The sequence below is a fragment of the Puniceicoccales bacterium genome (genome assembly GCA_031283585.1).
Classification (GTDB): domain Bacteria; phylum Verrucomicrobiota; class Verrucomicrobiia; order Opitutales; family LL51; genus JAIRTH01.
In genome coordinates this window covers 46,412-65,649 of the sequence record JAITBP010000003.1, presented here as the reverse complement: position 1 = coordinate 65,649, position 19,238 = coordinate 46,412, and the positions used below count along the sequence as shown (strand labels likewise).

Annotated in this window: 12 protein-coding genes and 1 pseudogene (1 of these 13 cut by a window edge); 3 read left to right on the top strand and 10 right to left on the bottom strand. The window is 41.4% G+C overall.

Going from position 1 to position 19,238, the window contains the following annotated elements; all coding sequences use genetic code 11:
* Positions 1 to 22: 22 nt before the first annotated feature.
* From tkt to rpmB, 7 genes are all read right to left on the bottom strand, one after another.
* Positions 23 to 2,038, bottom strand: coding sequence for a transketolase (gene tkt, locus LBB20_00590; GenBank protein MDR2735329.1), 2,016 nt, complete (start codon positions 2,036 to 2,038; stop codon positions 23 to 25).
* A gap of 50 nt (positions 2,039 to 2,088) precedes the next feature.
* Positions 2,089 to 2,784 carry an anaerobic ribonucleoside-triphosphate reductase activating protein gene (locus LBB20_00585; GenBank protein MDR2735328.1) on the bottom strand — a complete coding sequence of 232 codons (696 nt, stop codon included), beginning with the start codon at positions 2,782 to 2,784 and terminating at the stop codon, positions 2,089 to 2,091.
* A gap of 43 nt (positions 2,785 to 2,827) precedes the next feature.
* Entirely contained in the window at positions 2,828 to 3,286 is a 459-nt protein-coding gene (locus LBB20_00580) for an RpiB/LacA/LacB family sugar-phosphate isomerase (GenBank protein ID MDR2735327.1), read from the bottom strand.
* Positions 3,276 to 3,749, bottom strand: a complete 474-nt coding sequence (locus LBB20_00575) for a low molecular weight protein arginine phosphatase (GenBank protein MDR2735326.1) — start codon at positions 3,747 to 3,749, stop codon at positions 3,276 to 3,278. The genes LBB20_00580 and LBB20_00575 overlap by 11 nt, the downstream gene beginning before the upstream one ends.
* An 89-nt stretch (positions 3,750 to 3,838) precedes the next feature.
* Entirely contained in the window at positions 3,839 to 4,990 is a 1,152-nt protein-coding gene (locus LBB20_00570) for a sigma-54 dependent transcriptional regulator (protein ID MDR2735325.1), read from the bottom strand.
* A 3-nt stretch (positions 4,991 to 4,993) separates the two neighbouring features.
* Positions 4,994 to 5,638: a hypothetical protein gene (locus LBB20_00565; GenBank protein MDR2735324.1), complete on the bottom strand. Its 645-nt coding sequence runs from the start codon at positions 5,636 to 5,638 to the stop codon at positions 4,994 to 4,996.
* 101 nt (positions 5,639 to 5,739) lie between these two features.
* Positions 5,740 to 5,973 (bottom strand): 50S ribosomal protein L28, encoded by a 234-nt coding sequence (gene rpmB, locus LBB20_00560; protein MDR2735323.1) that lies wholly within the window; start codon positions 5,971 to 5,973, stop codon positions 5,740 to 5,742.
* A gap of 125 nt (positions 5,974 to 6,098) precedes the next feature.
* Here rpmB and LBB20_00555 point away from each other — a divergent pair, with 125 nt between their 5' ends.
* The 3 genes and pseudogenes from LBB20_00555 (at position 6,099) to mnmE (ending at position 9,527) form a co-directional block, all read left to right on the top strand.
* Entirely contained in the window at positions 6,099 to 7,793 is a 1,695-nt protein-coding gene (locus LBB20_00555; protein ID MDR2735322.1) for an iron ABC transporter permease, read from the top strand.
* Between the two features lie 93 nt (positions 7,794 to 7,886).
* Positions 7,887 to 8,099 (top strand): annotated as a pseudogene (gene infA, locus LBB20_00550) (translation initiation factor IF-1).
* A gap of 90 nt (positions 8,100 to 8,189) precedes the next feature.
* Positions 8,190 to 9,527, top strand: a complete 1,338-nt coding sequence (gene mnmE / locus LBB20_00545) for a tRNA uridine-5-carboxymethylaminomethyl(34) synthesis GTPase MnmE (GenBank protein MDR2735321.1) — start codon at positions 8,190 to 8,192, stop codon at positions 9,525 to 9,527.
* A 7-nt stretch (positions 9,528 to 9,534) separates the two neighbouring features.
* Here mnmE and LBB20_00540 read toward each other — a convergent pair whose 3' ends face one another.
* The 3 genes from LBB20_00540 to LBB20_00530 all read right to left on the bottom strand — a co-directional run.
* Positions 9,535 to 10,686, bottom strand: a complete 1,152-nt coding sequence (locus LBB20_00540; GenBank protein ID MDR2735320.1) for a hypothetical protein — start codon at positions 10,684 to 10,686, stop codon at positions 9,535 to 9,537.
* 70 nt (positions 10,687 to 10,756) lie between these two features.
* On the bottom strand, positions 10,757 to 11,278 hold the full coding sequence (locus LBB20_00535; protein ID MDR2735319.1) for a SycD/LcrH family type III secretion system chaperone: 522 nt from the start codon (positions 11,276 to 11,278) through the stop codon (positions 10,757 to 10,759).
* Positions 11,279 to 11,289: 11 nt separating this feature from the next.
* A protein-coding gene (locus LBB20_00530) for a hypothetical protein (protein MDR2735318.1) crosses the window boundary here: on the bottom strand, positions 11,290 to 19,238 show its 3' end. 20,404 nt of this gene lie beyond the right edge of the window; the window shows 7,949 of its 28,353 coding nt (coding positions 20,405-28,353); its start codon lies beyond the right edge, outside the window — the gene reads right to left on this strand; its stop codon occupies positions 11,290 to 11,292.

Genomic DNA, 19,238 nt, shown 5'->3' with positions numbered 1-19,238 from the left:
TATGTCCGCAAGTAAAAGTCACTTACAAATTTAGCAATTTATTCGCCAAGGCCACTATCTTGGTTACTGTGAGTCCAAAATGCTCTGTAAGTTCTTCTGCTCCAGCGCTAAAACCATACTCATCCACAGAAACGATTTTTCCGTTCCGGCCTATATATCTATACCAATTCAAAGATATACCTGCCTCCAGGGCGATCATGTGTTCGCAGTTTGGCAGTATAAGTTCCTTATATTCATCACTTTGTCTATCAAATGCCTCGCAACAGGGCATCGACACAACCCTTACAAAATCACCTATTTCTTCAGCCGCGTCCAAAGCCAACTTCAGTTCGCTCCCAGTGGCAATAAAGATCAATCTGAGAGCAGAAATTTCTTTTTTTGCTATGTATCCGCCGTTGATTAGATCAACCCTTCTTTGCCGCAAGGACAATGAGCTAAGCACATTAACACATTGACGTGTAAGGATTAAAGCCGTTGGGCCAATCTTTCTGTTGATTGCCGCAGCCCAGGCACCAACGGTTTCTTCCGCATCCGCTGGCCTGATCACATCAAGATTTTTTATACACCTCAACGCCGTAATCGATTCCACCGGTTGGTGAGTCGGACCATCCTCGCCAACCTGGATCGAGTCGTGGGTAAAAATATACAGTACCGGTAGCCCGGCCATGGCAGCCAACCGAATCGACGGACGCATATAATCCGAAAAAACCAGAAAAGTTGACCCACTTGGCCTGAAAATTCCATCATAGGCAATGCCGTTCATTATAGCCCCCATGGCATGCTCCCGAATCCCGAAATAAATATTTCTACCAGAGTAACTTGTGCTCGAAAACGCCTCGGCATCTGCGATCTTGTTTTTACAGGAAGAAAATAGATCCGCGCTGCCGGCCAGGAAAGACCGATCCAACTGCGCAAGCTGTTGAATTACAACACAACTAGCATCTCTGGTGGCAATTCTGTCTGTGGAAAATTCTGGTACAGCGGAAAACAATTCCGTCGGAGAAATTCCTTGTCCAGAAATCATTGCCTCCAATTCCTCCGCCAGGGCCGGATTTTTTGCTCGCCAATGGTTGTATTCTTCGAGCCACGAATCATAACTCGCCGCCAAGCTAACCGTACGATTTTTGAAAAAACCACGAACTTCTTCGGACAACCAGAACTCGTCAGACCCAAGCCCAAGGTCTTTTTTCGCATCTTTAACATACCTGGCCCCAAACTCTCCATGGGCTATGTTCAGATTTTCTATTTCCTTAACCCCTTTGCCGATAATTGTTTTGGCAATTATCAATCGGGGACGATCCGATGCATTGTCTTTTGCTCTTTCATAGGCCAGGATAATTTGATTGATATCATTGCCATCGATTTTCTGGACATCGAATCCAAGGGCCTCGAATCGCAGCACCACATCGTCTGACTGGGAAACACCCAGCGAACCATCTATCGTAGTACCGTTGCTATCATAGATCAGTATCAGGTTATTCAGGCCCAGGTGACCAGCCAGTGAACAGGCCTCATGGGAAACACCTTCCTGGAGACAGCCATCTCCACATAAACACACAACTTTGCTATCGAAGAGCTTGTCACTGAATCTGCTAGCCAACATTTTCGATGACATGGCAAACCCAACCGCGTTGGCAATACCCTGGCCCAATGGTCCGGTTGTGCATTCAACTCCGGGAGTAAGGCCAAACTCCGGATGACCTGGAGTCAAACTGCCGACCTTTCTGAATTTTTTGATGTCGCCCATGCTGATTCCAAAACCAGATAAATGCAGCCAGAAATACAGAAATAGGCTCCCATGGCCGGCGGACAAAATGAACCTGTCGCGATTGATCCATCTTGGCTCAAGTGGGTTAAATCTGAGCAACTTACCAAACAAAGCTGCCCCTATCTCAGCGGCTCCCAATGGCATTCCGAGGTGGCCCGAGCTGGCTGCGGCAACCGCATCCAACACCACTCCCCGGGACTGGTTCGCCGCCATCTGCAATACATCCAGTTCCCTTTCCGAAATATAAGGCGAATAAGAATAATGTTCCATAACCTAGGCTAATGACCCACAACTAAATATTCAAGAAGTAGTTCAGTAACTCAATATCTTATTACAAATTCATCGACATATTCTTCGACCATCGGGCGCAGTGGTTCCAAATCCTCTCGGGAAAACGTGTTTTCACATGAATCACCCAGAGATAAAGTTTTTTTTGGAATAAATTCCTGTACTGCAAATCGCTTAGCGCCAATTAGTTGAGCCGCAATCTCCGGAACATCTGAGAGGGTATGAATTCCAGGTACCATGGTGGTCCTGAACTCATGGTCAATGCCACTGCAAATCAGAAGAGATGCACTTTTTTTTATATCATCGACATCGCAATCCAGGGTTCCACAGGCGGTGGCATACTTGGTATATACATGCTTCATATCCATGGCAATATACGTCAGTAACTCTTTATCTAGTAAAGAGTTAATAACATCGGGCCTGGTTCCATTCGTATCAAGTTTTACATCGAAACCAATGGTCTTTATCTCAAAAACAAAGTCGGCCAAATCGTCATGCAAAGTCGGCTCTCCACCAGATACAACTACGCCATCCAGCTGACCAACCCGTCTTCGTAGGAAGTTAAAAACTTCACCTATCTCCAGATCACCGGCAGGGGATTTTCCACTGACAAGCTCCGGGTTATGGCAAAACGGACACCTTAAATTGCATCCCTTGGTGAACACAACCGCTGCCAATTTACCGGGAAAATCTATTGTTGAAAACCGCTGCAGACCACCGATAATCATTAAAGCATAACCACTTATAGAACTCAGCCTAGATAAATTCGAGCTATAATTTTGTCATAAACTGCCCGAACTCAATCTGGACGATCTTGCTCAATTCACGCTCATGTTCACTACTTGAAAACTCTGTTCTAAAAAATATATCAATCAATTCGCGCAACTTTTCCGAAGTTATATAGGCCGAACCAACACACATCACATTTGCATCGATATGTGCCCTTGCCAGCATCGTGTTTTCGCTGGTATGCACAAGAGCCGCACGTATACCCTGGAACTTATTGGCTGCAATTGCCATACCGTTTCCGGTATAGCACATAAGCACTCCAAAGTTTGCCTGCATTGTCCTGATATCTTTGGCAACTTTCCTGGCGATATCAGTGTAATCAACTTGCGTATCGTCGCCAACACATCTGTCTAATACTTCAAAACCATAACCTTCAATATACTTTACGATAACACCTTTTAGATGAACTGCGTGCTGATCTAATCCTAAACTAATTATCATTTAATTCCTCTTTCAAAAAATTCACTATCGATGGAATAGCTTCAGAGATTGAATTTCTTACATTGATATAAGTCTCTAAATCACAACCAAATGGATCCTTAATATCCCTGTCCTCACTGCCAAGAAATTCTCTCAACAGATAACAATGTCCTGGCACATTATCGAATAACTTCCTAAAGCTATCCAACTGCTCTTTTGTCATACAAAGAACCATAGCTGCTTCATTAACAGCATCTTGTGTGAGCTTTTTACTTTTATATCCATGCAGGTCAATTCCTATTTTTTCCATGGCTAAAATAGCCTTTTCATCGGCACCTTGACCAGAACTAAACAACCCAGCGCCAACAACTTCTAATGCACAGGATTCCTGCTTTAGAGCTTTTGCTAGCAATGCCTCAGCCATTGGACTACGACAGGTATTACCACTACATACAATAATTATCTTAGTACCCTTTGTCCTCATCCAAAAACTGACAGCATAAACTCACAACAGAATAATGCATATTTTTGAAAAAATATTTTGTCAATAAGAAAAATTGATCCAGTAAAAAATCAATAACACCTTGAATCTAAATCACATATTGCTATGGTGTTACGATTCTCTGGCAGTAGAGCCACCGTGCTTTCGCAGACATTTTTCAATTCTCGCACATTGCCTGGCCACTGATACCCAACAAATAGCTCCATCGCCTCCTGGGAAATCGAAACCTTCATATCGTTTTCTCTGGCGAATAGACCGACATAATGCTCAACCAGTCTTGGTATGTCCATCCTTCGCTCGCGCAATGGCGGCAGTTTAAGCTCCACCACATTCAGCCTATAGTATAGATCTTCTCTAAATTTTCCATCGGAAACCATGGCCTGCAGATTTCGGTTTGTTGCACAGATAACCCTTACATCGACAGACACTTGATCACTTCCTCCAACCCGTTCAAACGATCTTGTTTCTAAAAAGCGCAGCAGTTTAATCTGGGTCTGCAGGTCAATTTCTCCGATCTCATCCAGAAACAACGTACCGCCGTTCGCCTTTTCAAATCTGCCGATATGTCTGGCTGTGGCTCCGGTAAAAGCACCTTTTTCATGGCCAAACAACTCGCTTTCCAGCAATGAACTCGACAATGAGACACAATGAACCGGAACAAAAGGGCTGTCCTTTCTATTACCTGAAAAATGTATGATCCCTGCAATTATCTCTTTGCCGGTACCGGTCTCCCCGGTGATAAGCACATTCACTCTACTGCTTGCTATCTTCTTGGCTTTCAGAATGATATCCATGAACGGTGAGCTCTCGTCGCAGATTATATTCTGTGCTTCATGGCCACGCTTTGCGACCACTGTTTTATTTGTCTGATATTTAATAGCCTGCTTCAGTAAAATATCCAATTTAGGCAAATCTATTGGCTTGGTAATGAAATCGAAAGCACCGTTTTTCATAGCAGAAACAGCGGTTTCCACATCGCCGTAGGCCGTCATGACTATGGATGGAATGCCACGCAACACACAGTGCTCAACCACACTCATACCCGAGGCTGTTCCGATCCTCAGGTCGGTTAAAACAGCACAAAATTTGTGATTTTTCAGACAGGCTATGGCCTCATCAATGCCACTGGCCATGAAAACATCATACTTTCCTTCAAGCAATTTTGCCAGGGCATCACGGGTATATTTTTCATCATCTACTACTAACAATGGAAACGCTGGCATAGATCATTCTTCTTCATCATCGTCATCAAATCCATCTCTACATGAATCCATGACTTTCAGCCACACTTCCCGGAGATCGAAGCAGGCAATCAATGCATCATCCAACAAAATACTACACTTCATCCTGATAGCCTTAAGCTTTTGAATGATGTCCATCGTATAATTTATTGATTTCAAGGCTGACTTGAAATGACATAGGGCTAAATTATCATCACCGGCATCCATGCAGGCCAATGCAAATATGGCATCCCGTTCACCGGTATTCAATATTCTGGCATAAACCCAGCACAATTGCGGATCCGGAGATTTATGCTCATTCATGAACAGTTCCCAATTTTTAGCCAAAAAACAATACAACGCCCGGGTAACGATCGCAACTGGTTGCCTATGAATTGTATATGGATCCTTTTCGCCGATCTGTGACAATGAACCTAAAAAACTACCGGATTGCTTAATCCATCCCATGTGAGAAGCTATTATCTCCATGTGGTTTATAATATTCCTAGTTTCAACAAATAATTTTAAAAACAAAGACACGTCGACATCGATCTTCGCCAAATACTTCCGCCACTCCATCTCTGACCATTCAACGGCATCAATTTCGTCATCAAAATCATCGAAATACGAATAACTCGCGAAAGGCTCCATGGCTACAATGATAATCTAAAATTCTCATGACTCCAGCAAATACACCAACTCCGACTCCAGCTATGGCACCAAAAAATGCCAACTACCTGTATTTTAACATGTTATATCGCCTTTATAATTTTACCTGCTTTTATTGCTTTGACGGACACAAGAACACGCTTAACTTCTCGGCTCGGTAAAACAATCCTAACTTTCTGCAAATTAGGCCTGAACAACCGTTTTGTCTTTTTAACCACATGGGTACCGATGCCACCACTTTTCTTAGTTTGACCACGGCGACGTATACGACTGCCTCTAATTGGTTTTTTTCCTGTAATAAAACAAACCCTTGCCATTTACTTTAATAATATAGGTGCAAACTAGATCAATTACTGCGTTTTGGCAAGCCTTTTTTATATCATAATTTTGCCAAATTTTATTATTGGACATTTTGCCAAAATCATTCAAATTATCCAGACACATGCCAAGGTTTTTAGCGTTTTGTGTTTTTGCACTCACAGCAAGTTTTTTAGGATGCTTTTTCATTTGGCCCATATGGGAAATCGTCCAGGGTGGATTTTTTAATATCGATGGTCGGTTTACACTAGGTTTCTTTGAGATAATATTTCATAACCGAGTATTTATCGATGGCCTCTTAAATTCTACAGCCCTTGGACTGCTGTCCACGTTACTGTCCCTATTGATAGCCATGCCTCTGGCCTATTTTACCGACAGGTATAAGTTTCCATTCAAAAAAACCCTAACATCTGCCATATTGCTACCGATCATGTTACCGCCATTTGTCGGCGCAATAGGAATACAACAAATATTCAGCACCTACGGTGTTTTAAACGCCATCCTATTGAAACTCGGCATGATCGAACCAGGTAATTACATAGATTGGTTAGGCTCACACAAGTTCCTGGGCATAGCATTGATGAACGCGCTAAGCCTATACCCTATATTGTATCTAAGTTTGGTTGCAGCCCTGGCAAACATAGACCCATCCCTAGACGAAGCCGCTGGCAATCTCGGCTGTCGCGGATTGAAAAGATTCTTCAAAATAACATTTCCATTACTCAGACCTGGGATATTTGCCGGATGTACCCTGATCTTCATCTGGGCCTTTACCGAACTTGGTGTACCGCTCATGTTTGACTATAACCGAGTAACACCTGTACAAATCTATTTTGGGCTGAAAGACATAGGAAACAATCCACTTCCATTTGCACTGGTCTCGGTCATGCTTGGCTTCTCGGTGTTGTTCTATATTCTTGGGAAAGGATTACTTGGTAGACAAACCTTTTCCATGATGGCTAAGTCAACCCACCTATCCGGCCCAAGGAACATATCAGTGCCCAGACAATTGCTATGCACTGGGTCATTTCTGGTGGTCATAATGGCCGCACTGTTACCGCACCTGGCAGTGATCATAAAGTCGTTCTCAGCGGATTGGTACAATTCCATATTACCAGACATATTTGTTATAGATAACTACAAACGCGCACTGAGCCATCCATTGACCGTACCATCTATAAAAAACAGCCTTATATATTCCAGTATGGCAACGGTCGGTGCAATACTACTTGGTACTGCGATAGCTTTTGTTGTGGTTAGAACAAAGTTTCCCGGCCGTCACATCCTAGATACCCTATCGATGATGCCCTTGGCAGTACCCGGACTGGTAATGGCTTTTGGCTATCTGGCCATGACCCAGACCGGTCGTACCTTTGAAATTCTCAACCCCATAGAGAATCCGACCGCTTTGCTGATCATAGCCTATATTGTCAGAAAAATTCCCTTTGCCGTTCGCTCGGCCATGGCTGGGTTACAACAGACAAGCATAACCTATGAAGAAGCCGCTCAGTGCCTCGGTTGTCATCCCTTTAAGACGTCACTGAAGATTACACTTCCGCTAATCACTGCCAACTTAATATCCGGCGGACTACTGGTATTCTCCCAGGCAATGCTTGAGGTGTCAGACTCCATAGTTCTGGCTCAAAAACAGCAATATTATCCTATTACAAAGGCAATTTACGAGCTGATGCATATGCTATCTGACGGCCCATTTTTAGCCTGTGCGCTCGGCGTCTGGGCCATGACATTCTTGGCAGTTACAGTCATCGGCACCTCGTCCATGATGGGCAAAAGTTTTGGAGCGATATTTCGTGTATAATATTGCCAAATCACAAATCCGATGATAGAATATCATTGACATTTATATAATAAATTTAAGACAATATTATATGTTTCCATTGTTTATTGATGTATGGCGAATGAGTGTATAGAAGTTGTTGGTAAAGTAATAGCTGTCCTTCCAGGGACGATGTTTAAGGTAGAGTTGGAAAATAACCATGTGGTTCTAGCCCATATATCAGGTAAACTTAGGAAAAATTTCATCAAGCTCACCATAGGGGATAAGGTTCGTATGGAGATGTGTCCCCATGATCTGGAGAAGGCGCGGATTATTTTTAGGTTGAAAAATGCTTTTGTCCCAAAAAATACGCCCATTCGCAGCTTTGGACCGGGACATAATTAGTTCATCTAGATACTATTGGTTCCGTTATAGGTTATGGATGACACAGTTGTAGCTCTGGCCACGCCGATTGGGTACTCTGCTATAGCCAAAATAAGAGCCAGCGGCCCTCTCTGTCGTACAATCCTAGCAGCTGTATTTTCTAAAAACGAAATAGAGCCACGGTACGCCTATTTAGATAATTTTGTAACGTCAAATGGCGAGGTTGTTGATCAGGTCATATTCCTGTTTTTCGACGCATCTCATTCCTATACCGGCGAAGATAGTCTGGAAATAGATTGCCATGGAAACCCTATTATTGTGGCGAAGATAACTGATACTCTGTGCCATATTGGCTGTCGGATTGCGAAGCCAGGTGAATTCACTCGACGCGCGTTTCTGCATCGAAAGCTGGACCTATGCCAGGCAGAAGCCGTCCTGGATGTCATTCATGCCAAAAGCGAAAGAGCCCTGGCAATAGCCCAACGACAGCTCGGTGGGACTCTTGGAAATAAAATCTCCGACCTAAGTTCGACCATTATCAAAATTCTCGCAGCCATAGAAGCTCACATAGATTTTCCTGATGAGGAAACAGGATTTGACCAAAATATACACCAAATTGCACTGAAAACATTCCAAGACCTGCAGAGACTAATCAATACTAATTTTTATAAAAATTCCCTGGAGAATGGTATAAATGTGGTACTGGTTGGCAGGCCAAATGTGGGCAAAAGCAGCCTGATGAACGCTCTACTAAATACTGATCGAGCCATAGTCAGTTCCGAACCTGGAACCACCAGGGACTTTATTTCTGAAACCATAAGGTTAGGTCCAGACATGGTAAAAATTTCCGATACGGCTGGAATAAGATCACCGGAATCGATCCCAGAAAAAATAGGCATAGCCAAAACCTTCGAAATTGCATCCAGCTGTGATCTGATGCTTCTTGTGCTCGATGCGGCTACAAAAAATTATGATTTAACAGAATTTAAGCAATTATTGGCCGAAAAACCATCTCTGCTGGTATTGAATAAAATCGATCTTGGGGATGGCCAGGAAATAAAAACTCCACCCAGTGCTGAAATGGTAGTTGTTTCTGCAAAAACTGGTTATGGCATAGACAATTTAAAAGCAGCCATGGCCAGAATCATCATTGAAAAAAATCTGATGCCATCGGAAGATGAATTCATTGTAAACTCTAGACATGCGCAAATTTTAACCAAAGCCAAAGATTATATCGGCTTCACTCTCGAAAGACTTGCCAAAGGAAATGATCTCGAGCTGGCAGCCAGTGACCTTAGATCTAGCCTTGAAACACTTGGTGAGATAATTGGCAAGTACGACAATGAAAGCATGCTAGACGAATTGTTTGGCCAATTTTGTATAGGTAAATAGAGATCTTCTAGACATTGATATTTCTTGCAATGGCTTTTTCGGCCTCGCCGCTTTCCTGGATTGCCTGGGCAGCTCTGGCAAAAGCGTCCTTTACAAGATTAACCAACGATTGTATGTCTGCCATCTGACCTTCCTGGATAGTATTCATGAATTTATCATAGGAATCAGACCTAGTTTTTATCGCATCAATTTCCATGGCGTTTTTAGTAAGTGATGCCTGTTCCATCCCCGCTGCAAGTTGATACAAAGCACCGTAAATTTGCATAACGGATGAAAAGGCCCTCTGGATCTTTTGAACAATATCTATAGACCTTGCAAGACTACCGCCTATCCTTGATATGGCATTAGCAACTGATGCTAATTTAGATACACCACTAGAAATATTTGCAGCCACTTTAACCGTCGCTGTTCCAACCTTTACAGCGGCATTTCCAACTTTGGCAGCATTTGCCGAAGCCACACTCATACCAATCATCAACCCAATGTCTATTGCCATTTGAAGTGCAAGCTTAGCCTTATTATCATCATTCATACCGCTGGTAATCAATTCACCCATGCTTTTATCCGCGGCAAACTCCGTTATTTGCATCGCCAATGCAGCAGCCATAATGATTAGGGCCGGAGCAGCTGCTCCACCGGTAACTACGGTAACAACCGCCGCTGCAATCGTAGCTACCACACTAAAGGCAAACATAATTATCTTACCGGCTTCCGTCTGCATAAACTTCATGAAGGCCGTACCATTAAGCCACTTCATAAACCTCTGAAACGGTGTCTTTATCCTTGCCTGTTTTATTTTATTCTTTATCTGTTTCATCGTCGTATTACTGGATGAAATACGCTGATTCATTGTGGTTTCCACACCCTGCATCTGGGTCTCCAGCATCAACTGGGCACTGACGGCCGAGAGGATTAGCATGGCCACCGCATTGCTTATTGTGCCGATTTTTGAGATATCTAATTTAGTTGGTTGATATACTTCATTTATGTGGTCATGGGGAGTATACATCATCGTGCTGGCGAACATATTTTTCTCCAGCCTTGCTGATACAATATCCGACAATGTAATTGCTTCTTTAGGATTACTAAGCCGCTTTTTTTCGTCGGACAACAATATGTCTGTCAGCGAACGAACATTGATATCAACAGAATCTCCCATACATCACATAGCACTGGTTATAATTATATTAAAAATGACATAAAAGGCAATCATTGACCAATTTTAACACCTAGGACTTTCCAGTGTTTGGATCGTTATTAGCCAGATCATTTATCACGTCCAGGATGGTTTTAGCTCGTTTGCATAGGCGTTTATTTTTACCGTAATTTTCTCCCATCTCGCAGGTTATTTCAAAAAAAGTTTTGGCATTATCCGCATCTCCCAGTGCAACCGAACAATCAGCCATGGCAGAAACCAACTCTATATCCGTTGGATCTAGCATGAACGCTGTGAAGTACATCATTCTGGACTCTTCATATTTCCTCATCATATAGCAGGTCAAGGCCAGTGCCTTCCAGTATTTCTTTTGGAAATGATTAAGTATGCACAAAAAGTAAAAAATGCTATGAGCCTTGTCGTATTTTTTCTTTTGAAATAAATCATAGCCAATGCCATAGGCTGCCTCCAGATTTATATCAGAGATACCTGGAATCTTTTCATACAATGCCACGTTCGGATCTTTGTCAGAGAAGTACTTAGTTAACAACTCATCAAAAGATTTATCAATCTTTAATTTACCATCACCATCCATTTGTAAAAATATTACCTAATATTCGAATATATCTGTCTCAGCGTATCACCGTTATTCTTGAGCATCTGGGTAGCGATAGACGTGGTCTCATTACATATCTGCATGGTACGTTGCATGTTAGTTGAAATGATTGCTCCGTTCGAATTCAGCTTATCTATATATATTCGAAGGCTTTCGCTCCACAGAGATACCTCATCTGCTCCAAGGCCAGACTTTCCAGAGCCATAACACTTATTCAGTATGTTTTTTATCTCATTATCTTTTGTTTCAATATCGCTGTGGGTCCAGAAATGTGTCAATGGCATTCTCTGTTCAATTGGTGCCGTATCATCCGAAGAAAACAATTTCGTTCCATCTATATAAGCCTTCAGTTTCGTTATTTCTTCCTGGGTGTATACCCGGGGCTTTTTCCCATCGCCACTACCAGTATCCCGTGATGCATCGGCCAAAGAATCCAAGGCCAGGACTGTCTGGGCACGATTTTTTTCTCCTATTAAATATTTAACAGCAATATTAGTTGCTTCTACGCCAAACATATCCACCATGGCTTCCAACTTATACATCATGATAAACGCATTATAGTCATAGTCCGGTGCAGTGAAATTTTCCTTATGAGCGCCAGCATCGCCGTGAAAAAACTTTTGGTGAGTTAGCAATTCCATGGCTTCTATCATCTTAGCAGCGTCTTGGTTATTTTTATATTCATCGTCGCTAAGTCCACCTGCTCTGGCTGTATCGGTTGATACGTAGCTATAATGACCTGTGCCTCCCCAGTCATTGGTAATAGGAGGATAGCTGTCCGTTTCAAATCCATTGATATTATCTCCGGTTGCACTATCGTTCTTCGTTCTATTCGGCGTTATATCATTTGACGGAAAGGCATAGCCCCGGACATCCTCGTTCATGACATTAAACATTCCCTGGAGATAATTATCCATCACTCCCTTGGGTAATGTTGAGCTACCTTCCAGCTCGGTCCTTATCCGCCAATAGGCTTTCAATAACTTGTCTCCTGTCCCAGCAGTTAAATACTTTGCACCGGATAGTTTCTCCGGATTACCTGTCATGGATAGACCAAGTGCTGGGCCAAGAATCGCACCACCAAGAATTGCCATCCCAAGAGGTCCAGCCAATAAAAATGGTAACGCAAATGGCGCGGCAAAGGCTGCAAATATGGCGATATTTCTGCCAGAATTCTTAGACTGAATTGACTTGGCCACATCTCCGAATTTATTATCGATGCCACTGACCTTGTCATACATTTCCTTCATAGTCCCCAATTCTAGCAAATCGGTGGATGTCAAATCGCTTAACATCAGGCTCATGCCATCCTTCACCTTCAATTGTCCCTGGGTTATGTAGGATAAAAAGAGCGATGCATCTGTACCACTGGATGACAAATATTCCATCCTTTTATTGAAACTGGAATTATCATACCTCTCCAGTTCTTCGTCATTGGAAAACAGGTTCGTCGGTGCCTTAATTTTATTTTTACCAAAATACAACACCACGTTTGCCGGTATGGCTACCTTTGCATCCTCGCCGGCCTTAGCGGCTGATGCCTGGACTTTATTTATATCTTGCAGTATCATATTCGCCTCTTTGATTTTTTCATTATTTTCCTCTACCTGTTTTATGATGTCAGCAAGTAATTGCTTTTGGGTTGTAAATTTTTCGTACAATGTAGCCAGTAATTGTATTACAACACCATAGCTCTCGTAATCTCCATGCCATATGGCAGTGGCACTTACAAATACAGGTTTGGTGATGCTATCTGTTAGACTATAATTTTCAAGATAGATCGGGTTGCCACCTCCATCGTAGCCTTTGACCAATCTAATAAATTTACCACCAGCATCCTTTATCTGTTTCTCGTTCATGCCGCTTTCATCCAATGTAATCCAGGATGATTGCTTTTTGTCGTAAACATAATATTTGGGTTGTAACTGTAGCAGAGAAACCTGATAATCTTGCAAAGCTTTTGAGTATTGAAGAAACTCTTTTAGCGAGGTCACATAATCATCCAACGGGCCACCTTCCAAAGGTAATTCATCGATTTTTGCCATATAATCCTCAAGGGAAATTTTATTAGCCTTATAATCACTAACTATTTTCTTTATCGTGGTTGCCTGTCTTTTATACATCTGTTGAAGCTTCGAATAGTTACTACTATCATAGGCCTCGAACAAATTAACGCTGCCAATATAGTCATTCTTTGTGTTAGATCCTTCTGTTCCTATATACTTACGCAGTGCCTTTATTTTATTCAATACCGCGGCATTCATCTTACCATTTAGCATGCCACCGGTATCATAGGATTCTATGATCAGGTCCAACGATTTGCTATAGTCTGCCAGTTCTTTCAAAAATGCTTCTTTGCCAGCCTGGGAAAACACCCAATCGACATTGTTTGCTATAATTGTATTTATTCCAATGCCAACTATTTCACGAACCCTACCATTGTTATATACATCTAAGCCGTACACATTATTGAGCAACCCATCATATAGCTCATAGTCTTTCATTTCTTTGACGTAATCATCCAGGGCAGAATCCATGGCCACCAAGTACTCATTTAGCGATTCGGTTGAAATTAATTTGATCTCTTCAGAATTAGCAAAATATGTAGCCTCTCTGATAGTTGCTAGGGCAGATTTATACAGCGAAGCGTCCATGGAATCGCCACGCCACCCCTGGTAGGTCCTCATTTTAGATGACTTTTCAATAATCCAAGCCTTTGTAAATGGCAGTATCGCCTCCTGGGAATACTCCGATGTTCCATTTTCTATTACATCCAGCAGTGACAGAAAATCTTTTCTTTGAGCCATCGATTCTATGCAACCATCAAGTTCACTGGTTACTTTATCCACGGACTTTACAATGGAAAGGACTTCCTTGGCAGCCTTATATTTTTCGCTGGAAAACACATAGGAAGACACCAATTCACCTTTTTCGGCCTTTTCCAGCTGGACTGACATATTGTACTTCAGATCTATTTCGGCTTCATCTAATAATTTTTTCAGTGACTCCACGTACAATTCATAATTTCCATAGCCAGATGAAGTATTTTTCTTGGCATTTTCATACTCTCTTTTTGCCGTCTCATAAATTGGACCGAGTGTCTTTATCTCATTTATCATACCATTGGCATTGGCTTTAGCAAGATTATGGGCTGCATCATATAACTGCCTAGCTTTCTCAGCAAGCCCAGCGAAATTCTGCAGATCACTACCGCCACTGAGGTTTTTTAAAGCCATATTTACGTTGGAAATCATGACCTCCTCATCGCCAAAATTCAATTTTTCGTTGTACATCCTGACATCATGGGTTGCTAATCTATCGCTTAGCCTCGAAAACATTGCGGTAAATTCACTTACAGCACTCAATGCCGATGATGTATACTCAGCATCAATGGAACTAATACCGGCCTTCCAAATATTGAGTCTTTGTTCCAATTCTGAGCCAATTGTCATGATTTCGCTTAGGAATGACTGCCGCACACTCTCTTCTACCAAATATCGCGCCGATGGAGAGAACTCTTTTGCTACGTAATTGAATCTAGGGCCATAGGATTCTATCACCTTATAGGAGCCAATTTTTGATGACTCGGACTGTGCATCATATTCAACGGCAATAATTTTCCCCGATGCCATATCTATCTTGTATGCCACGTCACTGGCATTAACTGACTGGTTATCCATAACAATCCGTTCACCATCTTTATTTATGAAAAATCCCTCATCATCGGTGGTTAATGAATCGCCACGGGAATCCACCAGCCCAACATGGGTAGATGTGTAGGTTTCCCCACCAACGGTGATGGCCAATCTTGTGTTTGTTATATTACCACCTGCATCAATCTTAAAAAATATACCCTGGAGGTTTTCTGCATCATAAAACGACGTCTTGGTCAAATTACTAACATAGGCTGCTATAACACTAGGGTCTGGGTTTTCTAAAGAAGCAAGCTCTATCACCTTCGTTTCTCCATTATACATTGAGCATGCATAAATGTTATTCTGGGCGTCTTTAAACGTGTAAACGCCAGTGGTTTTTAATAGCATCATGTCACTTTTCGATGTATCTCTATTGTGCCAGGTTAAATCCAATACCTGCCCATCCATGATAGAAAATATATATTCTGCCATGCTGAGCCTATCATTAAATACGGAGCAGAAATTATAAGCTTCGCCGTGTGTATAGCTCATCTTTAGATCATCGATCAATGCCAGCACCGTATCCGTAACTATGCGCTTACCCGGCTCATCCGGACTTTTGTTTTTATTGAGTTCAACAATAGCCTGCTTATTAACGGTCGTATCCCTTACATTCCAAACGGAAACCAAATCTTCCAGTTGTTTTATTAACAGTAACATGCTATTGTCTGCTTTAATCAAGCCATTACCTATGAGTAAATTTGTCTTATTGGTATCTAAGACAGCACTACTATTGGTTCCATCACCACCCAAAATTGCCTTAATGACCGAGTCCAGCTCACCCTTCCTTATATCATATACGGTCTTTGGATCACTATTCGCATTGTAATCCCGGATTTCAGATAGAAGATTTTCTATATGCTCGGCCATTGTTATACCTTTTTCACCTCCGGCTTCGGCCCCATCTTCACCGGTGGCTGGCATATCACCAAATGGAGATATACCTTCCACCCTGATCGAAGATGCGGATCTAGTTACAAACGCGTTATTATCACATTCATAATCCATATTGTTTAATGAAGCTATAGGCTTAGATGGCACTTCCCATGTATCACCCTTAATCTTATGGTAATAGACCGCATTTTGCATAACAGTTAATTCTGAACGCAGTTTATCTTCATCATCCTGATCAATTCTCCAATTTTTATACTTAGAAAATAACCTATCTATCTCTTTCGTGAAAAATTCCCATGAAGCGTGTTGAACCATATAGGTTTCAACATTGTTCATTATTGAACCTTTATCGACGAATAATTCTTTATATTTGGTTATTACATCCAGGAATGGATCTTTTGTGTCTTTACCTAAATTTATTGTTTTACCAGCCAAACCATTAAGGCACTTAATAATATCATTCAATTCAACATCAGCGCCTTTATATGAAAAAAGTTCGCTCAATGTTGAAATCTTATTACTGCCAGTGGCGTATGTACCTTTTATAATTTTGTCCAATATATTACTGTAGGTGCTGTCTAATCCAAGTACGGATGCTTTCTTTTTTATAAAATTTAGGACAACTATAGACGAATTTCTTTCAAATTCCAGCATCGCTTCATAATACAAATTAAACAACTCTGGGCTACTGGCCAATGTCCTGGTATCCAATTTGGCTGCATCACCGGAAATTTGTGTTGCTAGCAGTTTCGGTCTTTTGGCAATAACATCGTTATATTGTTTATAGACAGCTGCACGCATATTTTCCATAAGGTTTATTACGGCTACCTGATCCGAATTTATATCACCGGTCACTCCATATACAGCAGAAAGTGACAATGCCTTTTTGTCAGGGTCAACATTCGCCTCATCAGTCTTTGTGTTATACTGTCCAATGTAACTCTTGATGCTTAATCCATCATTAGGAGTGCCTTTTATATGCTCAATCAGGTCTTTTGAAAAATAGTTGCCACCTCTGGACAACATCATTTGCAATGTACCACCGGTACATAAACTCTTTTGTGACAAAATTGCATTCCTAACTGGAGTAATGGCTTTAACAAAGGCTGCATTGTCAGTAGCAAATTTTGAAAGATTATCTAATATGATACTTCGGATGTTATCCAAAGGAGCGTCCTTTATGAATGGAACACCAAGCATTGTACATAGATCTTCCTTGTCGGAGTCATTCAAATTAGATGATAAATTAGAATTAGATGCATAATTCTTTATTACCTTCATGAGCAACATTGTACTACTGATAGCACTGGACATCTCATCAATCATTGTCTTACAGGCATTCTGATCATCGATGGATCTAAATTCACCTAAGGTTATAACTTCATTGAGATAGCCATATGCTGTTGATGTTGCTTTATCTTTAGCGTTACCAATACTTGTTATTATATCGCCTAAATTCGTTATAATCCCAGCTAGATCGCTGGTATCCAATGTGTCTTCAAAAAATACTTTCTCTATGTCTGCATAAACATTTACAATATTAGCATTGATATCGGCAAGTTTACTTGATAAATTAACGACATTTGTGCCATCCTTCAGCAGAATGTCTTCTTTGGCAACATCAAGCTTACTGTCAGCAATGGTTCGCGGCAGGGTAAATGCCACCTTCGTATTAGCAAATAGATCGAGTTGATTTAAAACTATTTCCCGGCTCTTTGAATTGACCCTCCAATCCGGATAGAGGAGTTCCAACCTTGTGAACCAATTATAGAATAACTCAGATTGACTAACCTCCATCTTTGAGGTGAAAATTTTATCTATTTCGGTAAGTTGGCTAACATAGTCCACATACATATCCTTCATTTCAATAGGCAAATTATTTCCTTTTGAGTAGGTTATAGTTTCTTGCCCATTGGAATCGGTAGTTATGGTGAAGTCTATGAATTTCTTTATTTCTTCTTTTAATACTGATATATAGTACCTAATAACCGTAGAGTCGTAGTTTTGCTTTTTGCTTTCGGCCATCTCGGTGTACTGATTTAAAAGATTCAAAAAAGACGTCTGATAGCTCTTTAGATTGGTGATTATGCTGCCAGATATGATGTTGTTGTTGCCGGTGCCATAGTGATCCTTCAGATTAAGTATCCTATTGGCAGTGGTATTCGCCAAATTACTTACCGATGCAAAGGCTATGGTCCCGTTATTATTCATCTCTATATTCCTCAAGAGACTTTCATTTTCCCATCCAACCGGATAATCCCACTTGGAAGAATTGCCATTATTATCGTTTATGCTTAATTGAAGGCTCTTTTTTATATAACCTGCGGTGGACTCTACAATCGCGTTATACCACTTTATAAGCCCATTGGCTATCATTTTATCTGAGCCGGCATTACTGGATCCATTACTTCCCCTGGCCGCATAGGTTTTGATTCTTTCGTGCAATTCATTTAGGACCTTTCCTAGGTTTTCGAGACCATTGTTGTTCGCCTGGCCGGAATCTATGCCATTCTCGGCTAGATAGGTAAATTGACGATTTAGGTACTCCAACATGGTATCCGACCCGGTTATGCCAATGGCATCGACAATCGATTCCACCGTTTTCCATTCAAAGGATCCGATGGCACCCCGTGGTGGCGTATCAAAGATGGTTGGTTCTTCGATCATTGTGAATGCAGCTAGTTTGGTTCCATACACAGGAATTGACTTAAAATTCGCGATGGTATCGCCAACCGTATAAACCCCGGGTCTATTTGGAATAACATCCAGATCATTTGTCGGATAGCCATTAATCAAGCTGATTAGATTATTTTTGATTTCATTAATGTTTTCAGTTAATTTTAAACCTAAATCACCATATGAAGCTGTCCTTATCTTTTCCAGCAGCTGATTTTTCATGGAAGAACTCTTTGCCCAGTTGGGATAGTTGACCTGTAAATTTTTCAGAACATCCTCGGGCACTCCGGCGGAAGTGAAATTTATCAGGCTGTCAACCATCTTATAATTAACTATGAAATTCTTTACTACTTTGAATTCATCTTCCAGTAACTTAAACCCACTGGATTCATTGAGCTTACCATTACTATCACATAATGAATCCAGGATATTGATTAATTTTTCACGTTCGGGTTCATTGGTTCGCCAGTTCAGATAGGAGGCTTCCATGGTCTGCAGGAAATTACAGAAGACTTTTGACTGGACAATCAGTTTCTGTTGGCCTGCTGAATCTATGATGTCCGTTACTCTTTTCTTTAAATTAGATAGCCCTTTATAGATATTTTCGGTAAAACTTGCCGTCCCACTGCCCTTTGCATTATTTTTAGCATTTAAGGCAGCGTTTATCGCATCTC